At 59.0% G+C, this 19,317-nt stretch carries 18 protein-coding genes, 1 tRNA gene and 1 pseudogene; 7 read left to right on the plus strand and 13 right to left on the minus strand.

Features of this window, described 5'->3' with window-relative positions:
• Positions 1 to 138: 138 nt before the first annotated feature.
• The 4 genes and pseudogenes from FHX08_RS13715 (at position 139) to FHX08_RS32040 (ending at position 3,290) form a co-directional block, all read left to right on the plus strand.
• Positions 139 to 1,191 carry a type III polyketide synthase gene (locus tag FHX08_RS13715; RefSeq protein WP_132652576.1) on the plus strand — a complete coding sequence of 351 codons (1,053 nt, stop codon included), beginning with the start codon at positions 139 to 141 and terminating at the stop codon, positions 1,189 to 1,191.
• A complete protein-coding gene (locus FHX08_RS13720) occupies positions 1,188 to 1,691 on the plus strand; it encodes an isoprenylcysteine carboxyl methyltransferase family protein (protein WP_132652577.1) in 504 nt (167 codons plus the stop codon). The genes FHX08_RS13715 and FHX08_RS13720 overlap by 4 nt, the downstream gene beginning before the upstream one ends.
• A gap of 75 nt (positions 1,692 to 1,766) precedes the next feature.
• A complete protein-coding gene (locus FHX08_RS13725) occupies positions 1,767 to 3,014 on the plus strand; it encodes an FAD-binding oxidoreductase (RefSeq protein ID WP_132652578.1) in 1,248 nt (415 codons plus the stop codon).
• A 49-nt stretch (positions 3,015 to 3,063) separates the two neighbouring features.
• Positions 3,064 to 3,290 (plus strand): annotated as a pseudogene (locus tag FHX08_RS32040) (hypothetical protein).
• Here the strand turns inward: FHX08_RS32040 and FHX08_RS13730 are convergent.
• From FHX08_RS13730 to FHX08_RS13765, 8 genes are all read right to left on the minus strand, one after another.
• Positions 3,287 to 3,832: a gluconokinase gene (locus tag FHX08_RS13730; protein ID WP_132652579.1), complete on the minus strand. Its 546-nt coding sequence runs from the start codon at positions 3,830 to 3,832 to the stop codon at positions 3,287 to 3,289. The pseudogene FHX08_RS32040 and the gene FHX08_RS13730 overlap by 4 nt on opposite strands.
• 42 nt (positions 3,833 to 3,874) lie before the next feature.
• Positions 3,875 to 4,717 (minus strand): dipeptide ABC transporter ATP-binding protein, encoded by an 843-nt coding sequence (locus tag FHX08_RS13735; protein WP_132652580.1) that lies wholly within the window; start codon positions 4,715 to 4,717, stop codon positions 3,875 to 3,877.
• On the minus strand, positions 4,717 to 5,568 hold the full coding sequence (locus FHX08_RS13740; protein ID WP_132652581.1) for an ABC transporter ATP-binding protein: 852 nt from the start codon (positions 5,566 to 5,568) through the stop codon (positions 4,717 to 4,719). The genes FHX08_RS13735 and FHX08_RS13740 overlap by 1 nt, the downstream gene beginning before the upstream one ends.
• A gap of 1 nt (position 5,569) precedes the next feature.
• Positions 5,570 to 6,460, minus strand: a complete 891-nt coding sequence (locus FHX08_RS13745; protein ID WP_132652582.1) for an ABC transporter permease subunit — start codon at positions 6,458 to 6,460, stop codon at positions 5,570 to 5,572.
• Between the two features lie 9 nt (positions 6,461 to 6,469).
• On the minus strand, positions 6,470 to 7,474 hold the full coding sequence (locus FHX08_RS13750) for an ABC transporter permease subunit (RefSeq protein ID WP_132652583.1): 1,005 nt from the start codon (positions 7,472 to 7,474) through the stop codon (positions 6,470 to 6,472).
• 87 nt (positions 7,475 to 7,561) lie between these two features.
• Entirely contained in the window at positions 7,562 to 9,157 is a 1,596-nt protein-coding gene (locus FHX08_RS13755; protein WP_132652584.1) for an ABC transporter substrate-binding protein, read from the minus strand.
• A 348-nt stretch (positions 9,158 to 9,505) separates the two neighbouring features.
• Positions 9,506 to 9,985: an iron-responsive transcriptional regulator RirA gene (rirA, locus tag FHX08_RS13760; RefSeq protein WP_132652585.1), complete on the minus strand. Its 480-nt coding sequence runs from the start codon at positions 9,983 to 9,985 to the stop codon at positions 9,506 to 9,508.
• A 171-nt stretch (positions 9,986 to 10,156) separates the two neighbouring features.
• On the minus strand, positions 10,157 to 11,653 hold the full coding sequence (locus FHX08_RS13765) for a CoA-acylating methylmalonate-semialdehyde dehydrogenase (RefSeq protein ID WP_132652586.1): 1,497 nt from the start codon (positions 11,651 to 11,653) through the stop codon (positions 10,157 to 10,159).
• Positions 11,654 to 11,833: 180 nt separating this feature from the next.
• On the opposite strand from FHX08_RS13765, the gene FHX08_RS13770 reads away from it, so the two are divergent.
• A complete protein-coding gene (locus tag FHX08_RS13770; protein ID WP_132652587.1) occupies positions 11,834 to 12,145 on the plus strand; it encodes a putative quinol monooxygenase in 312 nt (103 codons plus the stop codon).
• Positions 12,142 to 13,023 carry a LysR family transcriptional regulator gene (locus FHX08_RS13775; protein WP_132652588.1) on the plus strand — a complete coding sequence of 294 codons (882 nt, stop codon included), beginning with the start codon at positions 12,142 to 12,144 and terminating at the stop codon, positions 13,021 to 13,023. Before FHX08_RS13770 ends, FHX08_RS13775 begins: the two co-directional genes overlap by 4 nt.
• Positions 13,024 to 13,296: 273 nt before the next feature.
• Here FHX08_RS13775 and FHX08_RS13780 read toward each other — a convergent pair whose 3' ends face one another.
• From FHX08_RS13780 to FHX08_RS13800, 5 genes are all read right to left on the minus strand, one after another.
• Positions 13,297 to 13,479: a hypothetical protein gene (locus FHX08_RS13780; RefSeq protein ID WP_132652590.1), complete on the minus strand. Its 183-nt coding sequence runs from the start codon at positions 13,477 to 13,479 to the stop codon at positions 13,297 to 13,299.
• A 30-nt stretch (positions 13,480 to 13,509) separates the two neighbouring features.
• Positions 13,510 to 13,947 (minus strand): DUF4174 domain-containing protein, encoded by a 438-nt coding sequence (locus FHX08_RS13785; protein ID WP_132652591.1) that lies wholly within the window; start codon positions 13,945 to 13,947, stop codon positions 13,510 to 13,512.
• A gap of 116 nt (positions 13,948 to 14,063) precedes the next feature.
• Positions 14,064 to 14,303 (minus strand): helix-turn-helix domain-containing protein, encoded by a 240-nt coding sequence (locus FHX08_RS13790; protein WP_132652592.1) that lies wholly within the window; start codon positions 14,301 to 14,303, stop codon positions 14,064 to 14,066.
• A gap of 223 nt (positions 14,304 to 14,526) precedes the next feature.
• A tRNA-His gene (locus FHX08_RS13795) sits at positions 14,527 to 14,603 on the minus strand.
• 132 nt (positions 14,604 to 14,735) lie between these two features.
• Positions 14,736 to 15,185 carry a phasin gene (locus tag FHX08_RS13800; RefSeq protein WP_132652593.1) on the minus strand — a complete coding sequence of 150 codons (450 nt, stop codon included), beginning with the start codon at positions 15,183 to 15,185 and terminating at the stop codon, positions 14,736 to 14,738.
• A gap of 215 nt (positions 15,186 to 15,400) precedes the next feature.
• On the opposite strand from FHX08_RS13800, the gene FHX08_RS13805 reads away from it, so the two are divergent.
• A complete protein-coding gene (locus FHX08_RS13805; protein WP_132652594.1) occupies positions 15,401 to 19,090 on the plus strand; it encodes a PAS domain-containing sensor histidine kinase in 3,690 nt (1,229 codons plus the stop codon).
• The last annotated feature ends 227 nt before the right edge of the window (positions 19,091 to 19,317 follow it).

Below are 19,317 nucleotides of genomic sequence, written 5' to 3' on the forward strand. Positions count from 1 at the left end.
GAACACCGCTGCATCAAGCTTTATTCGGTACGCTCCAGCATTTTTCCGATCACGGCTTCGTGAAACGCGATGCTTCGAATAAACTCTCCAGCCAGCGTGTTTTCCGCTTGTTCCGCCGGGAACGACAAGGAGAATATTGTGGCTCAATCCGTCAGACTGTTAAGTCTCGTCACCGCCGTGCCTGAACATGTCATTCCTCAGCGCCAGGCCGCCGAGACCTCCGCTCGCCTGTTTGCCGATCGTTTCAAGGAATTCCGCCACCTCGCGCCCGTATTCGAGAATGCCGGCATCGAGAAACGTCATGCCGCCCGTCCCCTCGCGTGGTTTGAAGAGATGCATGGCTGGCGGGACAGGATGGAGGCTTATGAGGAGGTCGCGGGTTCGCTGTTCGTCGAGGCGGCAACGCGCGCACTTGATCAGGCCGGGCTGACGGCCAATGCGGTCGATTGCGTGGTAACGGTTTCCTCGACGGGCATCACCACGCCGAGCTTCGATGCGCGGCTCGCGGGCCGGCTCGGGTTTCGCGCGGATATCGAGCGCGTGCCCGTCTTCGGACTTGGCTGCGCTGCCGGCGTTTCCGGCTTTGGTATCGCCTCACGGCTGGCGCGCAGCCGACCGACCGCCGTGGTACTCTTCGTCGCCATCGAACTTTGCACACTGGCGTTCCGGCTAGATGAATTGACCAAGCCGAACATCATCGCCACCGCCCTCTTTGGTGACGGGGCTGCAGCCTGCGTGCTGCGCTCCGGCGACGGCGGTATTGCGGAGGTGGAATCGGCGGGTGATCATCTCTTTCCGGATACGCTCGATATCATGGGCTGGAAGATCGATGATACCGGCTTCGGGATCCTGCTGGCGCAATCGCTGCCGCCCTTCGCGGAAAAGGAACTCGGTCCGGCAATCGACAGCATTCTGGCGCGTGCCGGCCTCAAGCGCGGCGATATCAACCGTTTCATCTGCCATCCCGGCGGCACCAAAGTGGTGACGGCTATGGAGAGTGCGCTTTCCATGGCGCCTGATACTCTCGACATCGAGCGGTCGGTACTTGCCGAATACGGCAACATGTCCTCGCCGACAGTGCTTTTCGTTCTGGAGCGCGCGATCCGCCGAGGATTGCCCGATCGGGCGGCTATGATCGCCATGGGACCGGGTTTTACGGCAAGCTGCGTCACATTGCGGAGGATCCCATGATGTGGCCATCGATCGCTTTGCTGACTTTCGTGACTGTGCAGCGGCTCTCCGAGTTGGTCATCGCGCGCCGCAACACGATGGCGCTCTTTGCAAAAGGCGCGCGCGAAATCGCGCCCGAACATTATCCCTACATCGTGGCGCTCCATACGAGCTGGCTCGTCGGGCTCTGGGTGCTGGCAACGGGTCAGCCGATCCAGCTCTTCTGGTTCGGCCTCTTCATGCTGCTGCAGGTGCTGAGGCTATGGGTATTGGTAACGCTCGGGGAGCGATGGACGACGCGTATCATCATCCTGCCCGGCGCGCCGCTCGTCGAAAGCGGCCCCTACCGCTTGTTCAAACATCCCAACTACATGATCGTGACAGGCGAGATCGCCACCCTGCCGCTCGCCTTCGGCATGCCGTTTTATGCGCTCGTCTTTTCGCTTCTCAATGCCGTCATCCTGACCATCCGCATCAGGGCTGAAAATGCCGCACTGAAAAGCGCAATGATTTTGAAATGAAATGTAATTTTTCGTTTGCGCCGCAGCATTGAGATGGGCATTTTAGGCCCGATAATACAGCGGAATGCAGGGGAAATGACGAAAAACGCAATTGTGCTCGGCGCTGGCATCGTCGGGGTTTCGACGGCCATCCATCTTCAACGTCGCGGTCGGCAAGTAACCCTCATCGATCGCAAGGAGCCGGGCAACGAAACCTCCTTCGGCAATGCCGGTCTGATCCAGCGCGAAGGCGTCATGCCCTACGGCTTCCCACAGCAGCTCGGCCTGCTGCTGCGCTACGCGCTGAACAACCGTATCGATGCGCATTATCACCTGAAAGCGCTGCCGAGCCAGCTCGCCTTCCTCGCCCGCTATTGGTGGAATTCCAATCCGAAGCGGCACGAGATGATCACCAGGGCCTATGCGCCGCTGATCGAGAATTCGATCACTGAGCACAAGGACCTTATCGAGGCATCGCACGCTGAAGCGCTGATCCGCAAGGATGGCTGGATGAAGATCTTCCGTACCGAGGCCAAGCGCGACGAAGCCTTTGCGGAAGCCGCTGTCTGGAAGAACCAGTTCGGCGTCGGCTACGAGAGCCTGACCTCATCTGATATTGCCCGTCTGGAGCCGAACATCACGGGTGATTTCGTCGGCGGCCTACGCTGGATCGACCCGTGGTCGGTTCTAGACCCGCATGCGTTGACGCGCGCCTATCGCAGCTATTTCGAAAGCCTCGGCGGCCGTTTCGTAATCGGTGATGCGGCATCGCTTGGACCGGTCGGATCCGGCTGGAAGATCATGACGTCGGAAGGTTCGCTGGAGGCCGATGATGTCGTGCTGGCGCTCGGCCCCTGGGCCGCGGTTGCGACACGCCGCCTCGGCTATTCCTTCCCGCTCGGCGTCAAGCGCGGCTACCACATGCATTATGGTATCAAGGGCAATGCGGTGCTCAACAACTGGACGCTGGATTCCGAGCGCGGCTATTTCCTGGCGCCGATGAACCAGGGGGTACGCCTGACAACGGGCGCGGAATTCGCAGCGCTCGACGCACCTAAGACGCCGGTGCAGCTCGACCGGGCCGAAGCCGTGGCACGGACCATATTTCCGTTGGGAGAGCGGCTGGATCCGGAACCGTGGATGGGCGCCCGCCCCTGCACGCCCGACATGATGCCGATCATTGGCAAAGCGCCGCGCCATCAGGGTCTGTGGTTCGCCTTCGGCCATGCCCACCACGGGCTGACGCTCGGACCGGTAACGGGTCGTGTACTGGCCGAATTGATGACCGGCGAGACACCGTTCATCAATATCTCGGCTTATTCTCCCGGCAGATTCAACCCTTAGAGTCTTTCCTGGCTAGATTGCAGCATTCTGTTGGCTCAAACGGAGTCGGATGGTCGACCGGCTGGCGCGCGTCTTAGCCAGATCTACGGCCAAACCGGCCGGTCGATCAGGCGGCCCGTTTCAGCCAACCCCGGTGGTTTGCTTGCAAACCAGCTAGGGCCGGGCATCTTTCCGCCAGGATCAAAGGCGATCGGCTCGGACGTACCTTGGGGTATGCCCTTCGCCAATCGCCTTTGCCCTGACGAAAACCTGCTCCGGCAGAATGCTGCAAGCTAGCCAGGAAAGGCTCTAACGCCAAGCTCGGCGAGAGCCTTCAGGGCTTCCGCCGCAATATTTTCAATCGTGTCGTCGATGTCGACCGTCACGACACCCTTTTCCCCTGTCGGCACTTCCAGTGTCTGCAGCTGGCTCTCCAGCAGCGAGACCGGCATGAAGTGGCCTTTGCGGTGGCCCATGCGTTCCGTCAGGAGTTCCTTCGAGCCTTCGAGATAGACGAAATAGAGGTTGCCGCCGACAGCCGCTCGCAGTCTTTTGCGGTAAATGCGCTTCAGCGCCGAGCACGAAACGATGATGCCTTCGCCCTTTGCAAGCGACGCCTTCATCGTTTCACCGATGCGATCGAGCCAAGGCATCCGGTCCTCGTCGGTCAGCGGAATGCCCTTCGACATTTTCTCGACGTTGGAAGCGGGATGAAGGGCATCGCCTTCGACAAATCGAAGGTGGAGACCCATAGCTATTTCTTCGCCGATCGAGGATTTACCGGAACCGCTAACGCCCATGACGATGATCGCATGGAGAGTTCCGTTATGCTCTGTCATTGCTCATCTCGCTCATCGTTCCGGCGCCGGAAATCTGCGGCCTCAAGAGACCGCAGACAGGGCAGCATTCTTGCGTGCAAGACGCGCCTTGATGGTATCGACATCCGCCCGCGGCGTCGCTGCAAACAGGGTCTTTGTATAGTTGTGCTGCGGATCGCTGAAAACCTGATCCCGCGTACCGTATTCGACTGCCTCACCGAAATACATCACCATCACCTCGTCTGCCATGTAGCGGACGACCGAAAGGTCGTGGCTGATGAAGACATAGGTCAGGTTCAGTTCGTCCTGCAGGTCTGCCAGAAGGTTCAGCACCTGTGCCTGCACAGACAGGTCGAGTGCGGAAACCGGTTCGTCAAGAACCAAAAGCCGAGGCCTCAGCATCAGCGCCCGGGCAATGGCAATGCGCTGGCGCTGACCGCCGGAGAACATATGCGGGTAGCGGTTGAAGTGAACGTCCTGTAGGCCGACCTTGCGCAGCATCGCCATTGCCAGGTCGCGCCGTTCGGCGTCCGGCGTATTGGTGTTGATGATCAGCGGCTCCATCAGGATGTCGCCAATCTTCTTGCGCGGGTTCAGAGATCCATAGGGGTTCTGGAAAACGATCTGCACTTTACGGCGGATCTCCGGCGTCAGGTCGCCCTGGAAGATATCGACCTTCTTGCCGTCGATGAAGAGCTCACCTGCCGTGGCCGGGTCGATCATCGTTATGATACGGGCAAGAGTGGACTTGCCGCAGCCGCTTTCGCCAACGATCGCCAGCGTCTTGCCCTCTTCCACGCTGAAGCTTACGCCCTTGACGGCATGGACCGTTCTCGCCTTCTTGAACATACCGCCCGGCAGGTAATAGTCGCGGACGATGTTTTTTCCTTCGAGAACTGGCGTCATCAGGCCGCTCCCTCCACAGTCTTGTTTGGATTGAAAAGTTCGCCGATGGTCGGCAGCCGGTCGCCCGTCGCATTTTCCGGAAGGGCGGCGAGCAGTGCCCGCGTGTAATCGCTCTTCGGAGATTCGAAGAGCGAAAGCACGTCGGCCTCTTCCATCTTGCGGCCCTTGTACTGGACGATCACCCGGTCGGCCGTTTCCGCGACCACGCCCATATTGTGCGTGATCATGATCAGGCCCATGCGATGCTCCGTCTGCAGGCGCATCAGGAGATCGAGGATCTGCTTCTGAATGGTGACGTCGAGTGCGGTGGTTGGCTCGTCGGCGATCAGGAGCTTCGGATTGCAGGCGATGGCGATGGCGATCATGACGCGCTGGCACTGGCCGCCCGACATCTGATGCGGGAAGTGGTTGAGCCGCTCGGCAGGATCGGGAATGCCGACCGCCTGGAAAAGCTCGATCGCGCGCTTGCGACGGGCAGCCTTATCGAGACCGAGGTGAATTCTCAGCACTTCCTCGATCTGGAAGCCCACGGTGAAGCAGGGGTTGAGGCTGGCAATCGGCTCCTGAAAGATCATCGACATATCCTTGCCGATGATTTCGCGCCGCTTGGCTGCGGACATGCCAAGCAGGTTCTGGCCGTCAAAGACCATCTTGTCCGCCGTCACCTTCGCCGTCCAGGGCAGAAGACCCATGGCGGCCAGCATTGAGACCGATTTGCCGGAACCGGATTCGCCGACGATCGCCAGAACCTCGCCGGCATCGACCTTCAGCGAGACGCCGTCGACGGCGCGGAAGGGTCCGGTCGACGTCTGGAATTCGACAACGAGATTTTCAATTTCGAGAAGCGCCATCTCAGGACCTCTTCATCTTGGGGTCGAGCGCATCACGCAAGCCATCGCCCATCAGATTGATAGCGAGAACGGTGATGAGGATCGCAAGACCCGGAAATGTTACGACCCACCAGGCGCGCTGGATGAACTCGCGGGATTCGGCAAGCATCGTGCCCCATTCAGGTGTCGGCGGCTGAGCGCCCATGCCGAGGAAGCCGAGGGCGGCTGCATCGAGGATCGCGGCGGAGAAGGCAAGCGTTGCCTGGACGATCAGCGGGCCAAGGCAGTTCGGCAGGATCGTCTTGAACATCAGGCGGAAGGTGCCGGCGCCGGCCACCCGGGAGGCCACCACATATTCCTTTTCACGCTCGCTCATGACGGCGGCGCGTGTCAGGCGCACGAAATGCGGCTGGTTGACGATCGAGATCGCGATCATGGCGTTGAGGAGGCCGGGACCAAGGACCGCAACGAGCACGAGGGCCAGAAGCAGCGATGGGAAGGCCAGGATGATATCCATGAGGCGCATGATGACGATATCGACGCGGCCGCGGAAATAACCGGCAACGAGGCCGATCAGCACGCCCGCGACCACCGACAATGTGACGACCACGACACCGATGAACAGCGAGAAACGTGCGCCGAAGATCAGGCGTGAAAGGATATCGCGGCCGACAGCGTCCGTTCCAAGCGGATAGGAGAAGCTGCCGCCATCCATCCAGAAAGGAACGGAGAGCAGAAGCTGGCGATTCTGCTCGTTCGGCGCATGCGGCGAGACGAGCGGTGCGAAAACCGCCATGATGAGGATGATGAGGAAAACGAAGAGGCCGATGACGGCGCCCTTGTTTCGGGAGAAGTAGTACCAGAATTCCGTAAGGGCGGAGGGCTGGTCGGATTTTGCAGTTACCGTGCTCATGAACCGCTCCTAGTGTCTGATACGCGGGTTGATGAAGCCGTAAGCAAGGTCGACGATCAGGTTCACCAGCATGATGATGCCGGCGATCAGAAGAAGACCGCCCTGGACGACTGCATAGTCGCGCTTGAAGACAGCATCGACCATCCACTTGCCGATGCCCGGCCAGGAGAAGATCGTTTCGGTCAGGATGGCGCCTGCGAGCAGCACGCCGACCTGCAGGCCGATCGTGGTGATGACCGGGATCATGGCGTTTCTCAGCGCATGAATGCCGACGACACGCAGCGGGGCCAGACCCTTGGAGCGGGCTGTGCGCACATAATCTTCGCCCAGCACTTCAAGCATGGCCGAACGCGTCTGGCGGGCGATAACGGCGAGCGGGATGGTGGCAAGCACTACCGTCGGCAAAATGAGATAGCTGACTGCCGAGGCAAAGGCGCCCTTCTGGCCGGAGAGCAGACTGTCGATCAGCATGAAGCCGGTGACGGGCTTGAAGAAATACATAAGCGAGATGCGACCGGAGACCGGTGTCCAGCCGAGATAGCCGGAGAAGAAAATGATGAGCAGCAGGCCCCACCAGAAGATCGGCATCGAATAGCCGATGAGGGCGACACCCATCACGCTCTGATCGAACCAGGTCCCGCGCTTGACCGCGGCGAAGACGCCGGCAGGTACACCCAGAAAGATAGCCACGAGGATGGCGCAGAGCGAAAGCTCGAGTGTTGCCGGGAAGAGCGTGAAGAACTCGCCAAGAACCGGGCGCTTGGTGACGATCGAGGTGCCGAGATCACCATGCAGCACTTTTCCGAGATAATCGAAATACTGCACATACATGGGCCGATCGAAACCGAGATCGTGCATGATCTGGGCGTGACGTTCGGGCGCCATGGTTCGTTCGCCCGACAATAGCATGACGGGGTCGCCAGGGAGCAGGCGGATGAACGAGAAGGCGATGAGCGAAACGCCGAGGAAGGTCGGTATCAGGACTGCGAGGCGCCCGATGAGAAATCGCAACATAGCAGGTTGTCCAATAGTTTCCGGCGGTCAGGTGGAGACCTGACCGCCGGTCGAGCCCGGTTTCAGCCGGGCAGTTTATCATTTTTCTTATTCGGCGATATCAACGCCGTCGAAGCGGTGAATGCCGAGCGGGTCCATATGGAAGCCCGACACTTTCTTGCTGACCGGTACGAAAACCAGCGAGTGGTCGAGTGCTGCCCAGGGAGCTTCCTTCTTGAAGATCACCTGTGCTTCTTCGTAGTACTTGGTGCGCTCAGCAACGTCAGCCGTTTCCTTGGCCTTCGTCATCAGAGCGTCGTAGTCCTTATTGCACCACTGAGCGCGGTTGTTGCCGCCGACGGCATCGCAGCCGAGCAGCGTATCCATGAAGTTGTCCGGGTCGCCGTTGTCGCCGGTCCAGCCGAGGATGACGGCGCCGTCACGCTTCGTGTCGGAGGAGAGCTTCAGGTATTCGGCCCATTCATGGGTAACGATCTCTACGTTGACGCCAATCTTGGCAAAGTCTGCCTGGATGAGTTCGGCGGCGCGACGCGCGTTCAGCATGTACGGGCGCGAAACCGGCATTGCCCAGACCTTCATGGAAAGGCCCTTCACGCCAGCAGCTTCGAGAGCCTTCTTGGCGCCTTCCGGATCGTACTTGTCGTCTTCGACCTTATCGTTATACGACCACATGGTCGGGGGGATCGGGTTCTTGGCAACCTGGGCAGCGCCCTGGAAGACGGCGTCGATGATCGCCTGCTTGTTGATCGCCATGTTCAGCGCACGGCGGACTTCCGGCTTGTCGAACGGAGCCTGCTGGGTGTTGTAGGCGAGGAAGCCGACGTTCAGGCCCGGCTGTTCCATGACCGTGAGGTTGGCGTCCTTCTTGAGGTCGGCAACGTCGGCAGCGTTCGGATACGGGATCAGGTGGCATTCGCCAGCCTTGAGCTTCTGGGCGCGGACAGCGGCATCAGGGGTGATCGCGAAAACGAGATCGTCGATCTTTTCCTTGCCCTTGAAGTAGGATTCATTGGCCTTGTAGCGGATAACGGCATCCGGCTGATAGGCAACGAAAGTAAAGGCGCCCGTGCCGACCGGCTGCTGGTTGAGCTGGGCCATCTTGCCGTCAGCAGCGAGCTTGTCAGCATATTCCTTGGAAACGATGGATGCGAAGTCCATGGCGAGGTCGGCCAGGAACGGTGCTTCCGGATGGTTGAGCGTGAACTTGACCGTCAGGTCGTCGACCTTCTCGACCGACTTGATGAGATCAGGGAAGCCCATGCCAGCGGCGTATTCGTAGGAACCGCCCTCGACATACTTGTTCCACGGGTTGTCGGACTTGATCTGGCGCTCGAAAGAGAAGACGACGTCGTCAGCGGTGAGGTCACGCGACGGGGTGAAGAAATCGGTCGTCTGGAACTTTACGCCGGGATGCAGCTTGAACGTATATTCCGTGCCATCGGGAGAAACCGTCCAGCTGTCGGCGACGCCCGGCTCGATCTCGGTACCGCCGTGCTTGAATTCGACGAGGCGGCTGTAAACCGTACGCGAAGACGCGTCGAAGGTCGTGCCCGCCGTGTAGAGGCTCGGATCGAAGCCTTCCGGCGATCCTTCAGAGCAATAGACAAGCGTCTTGGAATACGCGGCGGTGGCCATGACCGAAGCCAGGGCTGTCGCTGCGAGCAGGACAGAGAACTTTTTCATGATGTCGTTTCCCAGGTTTGTTCTTTTTTGATCTTTAGATCGGGCGCTCAATATCCCGATCAGCGGGCCGATGGAACGATATTTATTTGCTGAACGCAACGGCATCCGCAGAAAATTTTTCCAGAAAAGTGATTTTAGAAATTTTCGGTCAAAAATAGGCCAAATTTTGCAAGATTGAGGCACATTTAATCCGATTCTCGTCGCTTTTGGTATAATTTCGCGTCGCGAAACGGGTTTGAAACCGGTTTCAAGGCACTGTGATATATCAACTGTCCGTGAGCCATCAGCGAAAAACCACGACCATCGAAAAATGGCCGTGGTTCACGATGCTATTAAAGTATTGCGATGTCAGGCTGCCGGCGCCGGGACTGCGGACTTGCGATAATCATGCTCTCCTGTCAGGCCGAGCAGGAAATTGATCTGCGGCCGCGCCTTGACCAGATCGTCGATCGAATATTCGGTCAGCACATCGAAGAAAGCGTTCAGCGCCTTGCGCAGTGCCGAGTTCAGCCCGCAGCTATCAACCAGCGGGCACTCGATCGCGCCATCTTCAAAGCATTCTGCCATGGCAAAACTGTCTTCGGTGACCCGTACCACGTCGAACAGGCTGATATCGGTCGCCGGCTTGCCAAGACGCACGCCACCGTTGCGGCCGCGCACGGTCTCGACCAGCCCCGCCTTGTTGAGCGGCTGCAGAATCTTGAAAAGGAAAAGCTCGGAAACACCGTATGCCCTGGCAATCTCCGGGATCCGGCTCAGCTGTCCTTCATTGGCAGCACAATACATCAACATGCGAACCGCATAGTTGGTCTGCTTCGTCAACCGCATGCCGATCTCCTGAATCGTCTTTACGAAGGGTATATAATGGCTTTCGCAGTTTTGAACAATTCCAAAATATGAAATTTACATTCACGTTTCCCGCGACTGCTCGCCGCAGGATTTCAAATGAAAACGGGCCCTTCTCGGGCCCGCCTCCAAAATGACGAAAGATTATTCGGATTACTTCATCGTCGGCATGACGAATTCGGCATCGCCCTTGATGCCCGAAGGCCAGCGCGCGGTGATGGTCTTGGTTCGGGTCCAGAATTTGATGGAATCCGTGCCGTGCTGGTTGAGGTCGCCGAAGCTCGAAGCCTTCCAGCCGCCGAAGGAGTGGTAGGCGAGCGGCACCGGAATCGGAACGTTGATGCCGATCATGCCGATATTGACGCGGGAGGCGAAGTCGCGGGCGGCGTCCCCGTCGCGGGTGAAAATCGCGACGCCGTTGCCGTATTCGTGCTTCATCGGCAGAGACAGCGCTTCCTCATAATTATGAGCGCGGACGACCGAGAGAACCGGTCCGAAGATCTCGGTCTTGTAGATTTCCATCTCCGGCGTGACATTGTCGAACAGGCAGCCGCCGACAAAATAGCCGTTCTCATAACCCTGAAGCTTGAAATCGCGGCCGTCGACGACGAGCTTGGCGCCCTCTTCGATCCCCTTGTTGATCAGGCCCTGGATGCGGTTATAGGCATCCTTGGTGACGACCGGGCCCATATCGGCCTTGTCGTCCGTGTAGGGACCGATGCGCAGGGACTCGATCTTCGGCACCAGCTTTTCGACGAGGCGGTTTGCCGTTTCCTCGCCAACCGGCACGGCAACGGAGACAGCCATGCAGCGCTCACCGGCCGAACCGTAGCCGGCGCCCATCAGGGCGTTGACGGCCTGGTCCATATCGGCGTCCGGCATGATGATCATATGGTTCTTGGCGCCGCCGAAGCACTGGGCGCGCTTTCCGTTCATCGCAGCCGTTCCGTAGACGTAACGGGCAATCGGCGTAGAGCCGACGAACGAGACGGCGCCAATGTCGGGATCGGTGAGGATCGCATCGACAGCGGTCTTATCACCGTTGACAACGTTCAGGATGCCGGCCGGCAGTCCGGCTTCGATCATCAGTTCGGCAAGGCGGATCGGCAAGGACGGATCGCGCTCGGAAGGCTTCAAGATGAAGGCGTTGCCGCAGGCGATTGCCGGGGCGAACATCCACATCGGGATCATGCCGGGGAAGTTGAAGGGCGTAATGCCGGCGCCGATGCCGACCGGCTGACGCAGCGAATACATGTCGATTGCCGGACCGGCACCTTCGGTGAATTCACCCTTGGCGAGATGCGGAATGCCGCAGACGAATTCGCAGACTTCCAGGCCGCGGATAACATCGCCCTTGGAGTCCTCCACTGTCTTGCCATGCTCGCTGGAGAGCAGCGTGGCGAGCTCGTCCATGTGCTGGTTCAGGAGATCGACGAACTTGAAGAAAACACGGGCGCGGCGCTGCGGATTGGTCGCAGCCCATTTCGGTTGCGCTGCCTTTGCGTTTGCCACAGCAGCGCGGAGTTCTTCGACACTCGCGAGCGCGACCTTTGCCTGCACTTCGCCGGTCGCGGGGTTGAAGACGTCGCTGGTGCGGCCGCTTGTGCCGGCAACCTTCTTGCCGCCAATGAAATGACCAATCTCACGCATGGGTTTCCTCCTGATCTCTATGCATGGCGCAACAATCGCACTTCAATTTGCACAAATCAATGCGCTACGATAAGCAACCGTTGTGCGTATATTATAGCCCTGGTGTCGTTGCATCAGGTGGATTACTTCAAAACTTGGCACGACATCAGGACAAGTCAAACCCAATGAGAGGTCAAAGCGATGAGCGGGAGACGGATGGTCAGAATGGCTGAACTGGAGATCGATCCGGACAAGCTCGAAGAGTATCGTGCATTGCTCACAGAAGAGATCGAGGCATCCGTCGCGCAGGAAGACGGAGTGCTTTCGCTGATCGCTGTTTCCATCAGGGACAATCCAAGTAAGATCCGCATTCTTGAAGTCTATGCCGATCAAGAAGCCTACGAGGCGCATCTGCGGACAGCCCATTTCCTCAAATACAAGAACGGCACATCAGACATGGTGAGGTCGCTGACCCTCATCGATGTCGATCCGATTGTGATGCTTTCCAAATGAACTGGGACGACGTTCGCATTTTCCTCGCCGTTGCCCGCACCGGGCAGATCCTCGCCGCCTCGAAGCGGCTGGGGCTCAACCACGCCACGCTCTCTCGTCGATTGACATCGCTGGAAGAGGCTTTGAAGACTCGGCTGTTCATTCGCCGCACGAATGGCTGTGAGTTGACGGCCGAAGGCGAGGTGTTCCTGACGTCCGCCGAGCGGATGGAAACGGAAATGCTCGCCGCGCAGGCCAATCTCGGCCACACCGATACGGCCATTGCCGGAACAGTGCGCGTTGGCGCGCCCGACGGGTTCGGGGTTTCCTTCCTCGCACCGCGCATGGGAAGGTTGATCGAACGCCATCCGGAACTAAAGATCCAGCTCGTACCGGTGCCGCGCTCCTTCTCTCTGTCGCAGCGCGAGGCTGATATCGCGATCACGCTGGAGCGGCCGGAACAGGGCCGGCTCGTTTCCTCCAAGCTCACCGATTATACGCTCGGGCTCTATGTATCGCGCGACTATCTCGCCCGGCACGGAAAGCCCGACGATGTCGATGCTCTCAAGGCCCATCCCCGCATCGGCTATGTCGAGGATCTGATCTTCACTGCCTCGCTGAATTTCTCCGGCGAGGTGATGCGCAGCTGGGACGCGGGTTTCGAAATCTCGACGGCGATCGGCCAGACGGAGGCCGTGCGCTCAGGTGCCGGCATCGGCATACTGCATGACTATATTGCCCGGCAATATCCGGAGCTGGTGCGAATCCTGCCGCAGGTCTCAATCCGGCGCGCTTACTGGACGACCTATCACGAAAGTGCGCGCGATCTGGTGCGCGTACGCAGCGTCATCGATTTCCTGCAGGAGCTCGTCAACGAGGAGCGACAGATTTTCCTATGACACTTAGAGTCTTTCCTGGTTAGATTGCAGCATTCTGTTGGCTCAAACGGAGTCGGATGGTCGACCGGCCGGCGCGCGTCGTAGCCCAGATCTACGGCCAAGCCGGCCGGTCGATCAGGCGGCCCGTTTCAGCCAACCCCGGTGGTTTGCTTGCAAACCAGCTAGGGCCGGGCATCTTTGCGCCAGGATCAAAGGCGATCGGCTCGGACGTACCTTGGGGTATGCCCGTCGCCTATCGCCTTTGCCCTGACACAAACCTGCTCCGGCAGAATGCTACAATCTAACCAGGAAAGGCTCTAATAGATGCTTTGCCGGTTCCTCGTTCTCGTCAGGATTGGGAAGGGGTGTTTCATCCGGCAGGCGATCGGGCTCCGGCTCCTTTATCGGCGGCTGCGGCTTCCAGCCCGGCGAAGGCATTGGCGGCTGATCGGGAATAGGTTCGTTGGGGACGGACATGGCCGGCTCCTTTACGATTGCAATGTCAGATTATTTGTCTTGCTTGACGGCTTCGGCTGCGCGTACCGGCATGCTGTCGATGATGGCGAAAAGTTCACCGGCGCTGATCGGCTCGCTGACCTTCAGCTTTACCGTTCCATCCTTGCCGACCAGAAAGGCAGCAAATTCTCCCATATCGGGCGTTTCCAGCTCTTCTCGAAGCGCCTGACCATTCAACGCGTGTCCGCTTCCAAACAGCGATTTGATGCTTGATCCGACAAGCTTGACAATGACGATGTCTCGCTCCTCAAGAGCGGTGCGATCAGCAAGCAGGAGGTTTTCCTGCCGCGCGGCGCGGGAATTGTCTCGATCAGCGATAACAACGAAAACACGGTTCTTCCATTGGAACTGTTCGAGGCTGGCGACAGCCGCATAGGCGGCATTCGTTTCATCGATCTTCGTCGCGCCGTAAAGAAGGGTTTTCGACATACGCATAACTCCCGTTGACCGTTTGAACGGCGCGGGAGCCGCAAGAGTTCCAACCCTGTCCCCTAAAAAGAGGACGACGGCCGATCAGAAAAATGACGATCGGCCCTGTCGCCTTGTCAGATATGCAGAAAAGCCGAAACCGGAACCTGCAGAGCAGCAGCGATACGCTTCAGCTTTGCCGGATCGGCGCTTTCGCCATTTTCAATTTCAAGAATTTCGCCATTGGCCAGACCGCAGGTAACTGCGAGATCTTCAATGCTGTAGCCAACCGCAGTACGTGCGTCCTTAACCGCAGCTGCCACGTCAATCGGGGAAACCGCGGTCGATTCCTCTATATTCTGAACAGAAATGGACATCAAATTCTCCTTAATGCCTCGGTGGACTGTCCCTACCCCCAGGCGGCAAACCGCCAGCATTTTGCGACGCAACGAGAACATCGGGCGATTGCTGCATCGCACCGCACATAAATAGGTAAACCAATGTTAACGGCAATAGCAAAATGCGAGCAGGCATCATTTTGACGTGAAAAAACGCCGATGCCGCGTATTGCCGTCAAAGGAAACCAACTTATGGGGGAGATGGTACGGTTGAGTGGGGTCGAACCACTGACCTCAGGTGCCACAAACCTGCGCTCTAACCAACTGAGCTACAACCGCACAATGCCGCGTTTGGCGCGACGGGGGTCACATACGAGGACTTGAACTTTAATTCAAGTCCCGATTTGCACTCAATATACAAAAAGGCTGAACGCGTGGTCCAGCCTTTTATTGGCTATCGAGAGCAATCGATCAGGCAGCCTTGAAGGATGCCATGGCCTTTTCGGCAGCGTCCTTGGAAGGCTTTGCAACCTTCTCGGCAACCTGCTTGGCGGTTTCCTGCAGCGACTTCGCCTGCTCGACGGTCAGTTCAGCCTGCTTGCGCAGGAAAGAGGTCTGCAGTTCGACGAATTCGGCGACGGACTTGACGCCGAGAAGCGCTTCCATGTGAGAAAGCGAGCTCTCAGCGTTGATGCGGAGCACGTCGATTGCCTTGAGGCCGAGTTCAACGCTGCCAGCCTGTGCGGTCTGGACGGTTGCTTCAAGCGTCTTGCCGGCTTCTTCGCCTGCAGACTTCAGCTTGGCATAGGCTTCCTTGGACTGCTGAGCACCCTTTTCAGCGAAGTCGCGGAAGGACTCTGCCAGTTTGCTCGGGTCGAAAGAAGCAATTGAAAAAACGTCATCGGTCTTTATGGTAGCCATCGGATAGCGTCCTTTGAGGTGGGCAAATCCCGTGCCCGGCGTTAAATTGGATATGTCTTATATAGGGCATTTTATTGTGCATTGCAATATCATTGTGCGTCGCACAATACGTTAACCTTTCCGGCCGAAAGCTCCCCGCTCTTCTGGACCGGTCGCAGACCTGCAGTTATTAATAAGCAGTTAATTCCAAGTGGCCGAAAGCGACAGGTTCGATCATGCCCGCAGTCCAGTATCCGTTCATCGACATTGCCGTGCATGCGCGGGTGCGTGAACGATTCTCGCGTGGCGAAGCCATGGTTCTCTTCTCGAGTGACCTTTCTCGCCTGCTCTGGGCAAATGGCGCGGGCGCTGAGCTTTTCGGCCATACGGCGGTCTACGACCTGCTCGATCAGGGCGTCGGCCATGCCGACATCACCTTCCGCCAGCTTGAGGCGGCTGCCCGCCAGCTTAGCAATGTCGGCGACCAGAAAACCTTCATCATCCGCATCGCCAGGGGGTTCCAGCGCGTGCAGGCGCCTGCCTCGTCGGAACTCATCCGTCTCGCTTCGGGCGAGAAGGCCATCCTGTTTTCCGTTCCGGTCTCCACGCGCCCGCTGACGGCGGGTGCAAATGCGGCACAGATGCTGCATGGCCTCGACGACCCGGATACGCATATGGCTGTGATCGGAGCAGAGGGCGAGGTCATTGCCGCTTCGCCAGGTTTCGCCTCGCTCGGCATCACACAGCAGGCGGCAAGGACTCTCATCACACTTGCCGGCGCGCATCCAGATCGCCTGGTGAAGCGACCGGTTGCGACTGGCCGCGGCAACTTGCCAGCCGCCGTCGGCAAACTCAACGACGAGCCGGCACTCCATCTTCTCTTCGCCGTCGAAACGGCGACCGGTCATGTTGACACGATCGAGCCCTCCGCCGGTAAAGAAGAGGCTGCGCCGCAGGAAATGGTGCGGGCAGAAGCCGCAGCAGATGGAATTCATGATATTGCCGCACCTGCGGCAGGTTTTACGGAAGCGGAGGCGATCGACGCAGTTTCCGGCATCGAAGAGGTCGAGGAGACGCTGGAGGAAATCACCGGCGGCACTGAGGATCCGGTTGGAATCCGATCTGAGCCGTCAGCAGATCAGGACATTCCCGAACCTGAAGCAGCTGTCGTCGAAGACGCCAGCGGCGAAATCCAGCAGCCGACCAATGCGTCTGCTCCCGAGGAAAAAACAGTAGAGGCAAGCGCAGAGGCCCCGGCCGCCGAGCGGGTTGAGCCGGTCACTTCCCTTGCCGAAAATTTCGCGGCAGCACCCGTCGCGCCCGGAGCACCGGCAGCCGCCGCGAAGGAAAGCGGCTTCGTCTTCAAGCCGAACAGCCGCGCCACCCGTTTTGTCTGGAAGATCGATGCGGAAGGTCGGTTCAGCGAAGTTTCTCACGAATTTGCCGAGGCTGTCGGCCCGCACGCAAGCAATATCATCGGCAGCGCTTTCTCCGACGTGGCGGCCCTCTTCAATCTTGATCCAGAGGCCAAACTTAGCGAGGCCTTAGCGCGGCGCGATACCTGGTCCGGCAAGACGATCTACTGGCCGATCGAGGGCACGAGCCTTGTCGTCCCCGTCGATCTGGCCGCCCTGCCGACCTATACGCGCAATCGCGACTTCGATGGTTTCCGTGGCTTCGGCGTCGTGCGCCTGTCGGACGTTCAGGAAGATCCTCTGGCGCTCGGACTGACGCTCGGGCCTGAGGGTATCGGCCATGACACTTCCTATCTCGGTCCGGCCAATGAACCGGCGCCGGAAGAGGCCGCACAGCAAGCGCCTCAACTGCCGGAACAACGGCCCGAAGTCATTGCCGAAGCTGCGCCGCGAAACGAAGAAGTAGTTTACCCGGAACCTGATATCGAGGAAGACGACGTACCGGAAGTGGAAGCGGCGACAGCCCCGGAACCTATCGTCGAGGATCAATCCGCATTCGAACCTGAGATTGCCGGGCAGCCAGAAGAGCCGCAGCCCAGCGACACACTGGACGAGCCGCCGGCGCTGCGCATTTCCGAAACGCCCAACCGCCGCTTTACCGACAAGATCGTGCAGCTTCACGGTGCCAGTAACGGCCTCACCGCCGCCGAGCAGGCGAATTTCCGTGAGATCGCCAAACGCCTCGAGGCTTTCGGTGCGGGCCGCGAAGAGCCGGTTGTCCCGCCGAAATCTGACGCAGGGGAGATACCGGCCGCGGAAGAAGCTGGCACCGAAAAGCCTGTCATCGAAGCGTCGCAGGAAACGATCTTCGAGGCCGCTGCAGAGCCGGAAGTTGCCACGGATACCGAAGAGATCCCAGTAGCGGAAGCCGAAGATGAAGTAACCGAAGGTCTGCAAGAGACGGTCAGCCAGATTGAGGTTCTAAGCAGCTTCATCCCACCACGCGTGAAGATGACGGACGGACTTTCGGCGCCCGCCGTCGATCTGCTGCCAGTTGCCGTGCTGATCCATACCGGCGACCGGCTGATCCATGGCAATCCGGAATTTCTGCGGCTGACGGGCTACGATTCGGTCGAAGCCCTCTCCGAAGTGGGCGGCATCGACGCGTTACTGCAACGCCACGACCTCGAAAACGGCGCAGGCATGATGATGCTCGTCAAAGCCGATGACAGGCTGGTGCCGGTCACGGCTCGTCTGCAGTCGGTTCGCTGGGAAGATTCCAACGCCCTGATGCTCGCGCTGATGCCGGTCGAAACCCGGGAAGAAGGCAAGGGCGAGGTTATCCGGTTCGATCAGCGCTCCGACCGAATGGTGGAGAAGGTCGCCAAGCTGCAGGTCGAGGTGGAGGAGCTGCGCTCGATCCTGGAAACGGCAACCGACGGCGTTGTCGTCATCGGCACGGAAGGCGATATCCGCTCCATGAACCGCTCGGCAAGCGCCCTCTTCAACTACGACGAACAGGAAACGCGCGGCAAACCCTTCGTCATGCTGTTTGCGCATGAAAGTCAGAAGGCGGTGCTCGACTATCTGCACGGCCTTTCCGGCCACGGCGTGGCAAGCGTGCTGAACGACGGACGCGAAGTGATCGGCCGTGAGGCGGCCGGAGGCTTCGTGCCGCTGTTCATGACCATGGGTCGCCTGACCTCATCCAACGGCTATTGCGCCGTCATCCGCGACATCACCCAATGGAAGCGCACCGAAGAGGAATTGCGCAATGCCAAGGGTGCAGCCGAAACCGCCAATGCCCACAAGACGGATTTTCTTGCGCGCGTCAGCCATGAAATCCGCACGCCGCTCAATGCCATCATCGGTTTTTCCGACATGATGGCGAGCGAACGCTTCGGACCTATCGGCCATCCACGCTACATCGAATATGCCAACGACATCGGCCGTTCGGGCCGACACGTTCTTGATATCGTCAACGACCTGCTCGACATTTCCAAGATCGAGGCGGGCGAGATGGATCTCGACTTCGCCTCCGTCGGTCTCAATGAAGCGATCTCGGAAGCCGTTGCATTGGTACAGCCGCAGGCGAACAGCCAGCGGGTCATCATCCGTACGGCCCTGTCGCAGTCTGTGCCCGACGTGGTTGCCGACTTGCGCTCGATCAAGCAGATCGCACTGAACATCCTGTCGAACGCGATCCGCTTTACGCCATCAGGCGGACAGATTGTCGTTTCCACCTCCTATGAGGCGAACGGCAGCGTGGCGATGCGGGTGCGCGACACCGGCATCGGCATGACACGCAGCGAGCTCGATCAGGCGATGAAGCCGTTCCGGCAAGTCTCCTCCACGCAGTCACGCCATCGCGGCGATGGCACGGGTCTCGGCCTGCCGCTGACGAAGGCAATGGTGGATGCCAACAGGGCTATCTTCTCGATCAGTTCCGCGCCGAACGAGGGAACGCTGGTGGAAATCACCTTCCCGTCGCAGCGCGTTCTGGCCGGCTAGTACCTGTTTTAGCGCAGTTCCGGACGCAAAACCGCTGAACACTTTTGCTGGAATTGCGCTTCAAAGAAAAGGCAGCCAAAGGCTGCCTTCGAGAGTTAGCGCTGGTAGAAACAAGAGCTTAGCCTGATAACATCATGTTTCGGGAACCGCGGTTCCAGGCCATCTCTTCATGTACGGCCCCCAAGTTGGCTTCACCTTTGACAAACCTTTCTTAACGGAAGGTTTCC

It is taken from the genome of Rhizobium sp. BK529, assembly GCF_014194105.1.
Classification (GTDB): Bacteria; Pseudomonadota; Alphaproteobacteria; order Rhizobiales; family Rhizobiaceae; genus Rhizobium.

What these genes read in the sequence shown, in the direction of transcription:
- FHX08_RS13775 (WP_132652588.1), top strand. Translation starts at nt 12,142, where the DNA reads ATGAACTGGGACGACGTTCGCATTTTCCTCGCCGTTGCCCGCACCGGG.
- FHX08_RS13770 (WP_132652587.1), top strand. Translation starts at nt 11,834, where the DNA reads ATGAGCGGGAGACGGATGGTCAGAATGGCTGAACTGGAGATCGATCCG.
- FHX08_RS13730 (WP_132652579.1), bottom strand. Translation starts at nt 3,832, where the DNA reads ATGACAGAGCATAACGGAACTCTCCATGCGATCATCGTCATGGGCGTT.
- FHX08_RS13790 (WP_132652592.1), bottom strand. Translation starts at nt 14,303, where the DNA reads ATGTCCATTTCTGTTCAGAATATAGAGGAATCGACCGCGGTTTCCCCG.
- FHX08_RS13740 (WP_132652581.1), bottom strand. Translation starts at nt 5,568, where the DNA reads ATGGCGCTTCTCGAAATTGAAAATCTCGTTGTCGAATTCCAGACGTCG.
- FHX08_RS13755 (WP_132652584.1), bottom strand. Translation starts at nt 9,157, where the DNA reads ATGAAAAAGTTCTCTGTCCTGCTCGCAGCGACAGCCCTGGCTTCGGTC.
- rirA (WP_132652585.1), bottom strand. Translation starts at nt 9,985, where the DNA reads ATGCGGTTGACGAAGCAGACCAACTATGCGGTTCGCATGTTGATGTAT.
- FHX08_RS13780 (WP_132652590.1), bottom strand. Translation starts at nt 13,479, where the DNA reads ATGTCCGTCCCCAACGAACCTATTCCCGATCAGCCGCCAATGCCTTCG.
- FHX08_RS13800 (WP_132652593.1), bottom strand. Translation starts at nt 15,185, where the DNA reads ATGGCTACCATAAAGACCGATGACGTTTTTTCAATTGCTTCTTTCGAC.
- FHX08_RS13725 (WP_132652578.1), top strand. Translation starts at nt 1,767, where the DNA reads ATGACGAAAAACGCAATTGTGCTCGGCGCTGGCATCGTCGGGGTTTCG.
- FHX08_RS13805 (WP_132652594.1), top strand. Translation starts at nt 15,401, where the DNA reads ATGCCCGCAGTCCAGTATCCGTTCATCGACATTGCCGTGCATGCGCGG.
- FHX08_RS13745 (WP_132652582.1), bottom strand. Translation starts at nt 6,460, where the DNA reads ATGAGCACGGTAACTGCAAAATCCGACCAGCCCTCCGCCCTTACGGAA.
- FHX08_RS13765 (WP_132652586.1), bottom strand. Translation starts at nt 11,653, where the DNA reads ATGCGTGAGATTGGTCATTTCATTGGCGGCAAGAAGGTTGCCGGCACA.
- FHX08_RS13785 (WP_132652591.1), bottom strand. Translation starts at nt 13,947, where the DNA reads ATGTCGAAAACCCTTCTTTACGGCGCGACGAAGATCGATGAAACGAAT.
- FHX08_RS13750 (WP_132652583.1), bottom strand. Translation starts at nt 7,474, where the DNA reads ATGTTGCGATTTCTCATCGGGCGCCTCGCAGTCCTGATACCGACCTTC.
- FHX08_RS13720 (WP_132652577.1), top strand. Translation starts at nt 1,188, where the DNA reads ATGATGTGGCCATCGATCGCTTTGCTGACTTTCGTGACTGTGCAGCGG.
- FHX08_RS13735 (WP_132652580.1), bottom strand. Translation starts at nt 4,717, where the DNA reads ATGACGCCAGTTCTCGAAGGAAAAAACATCGTCCGCGACTATTACCTG.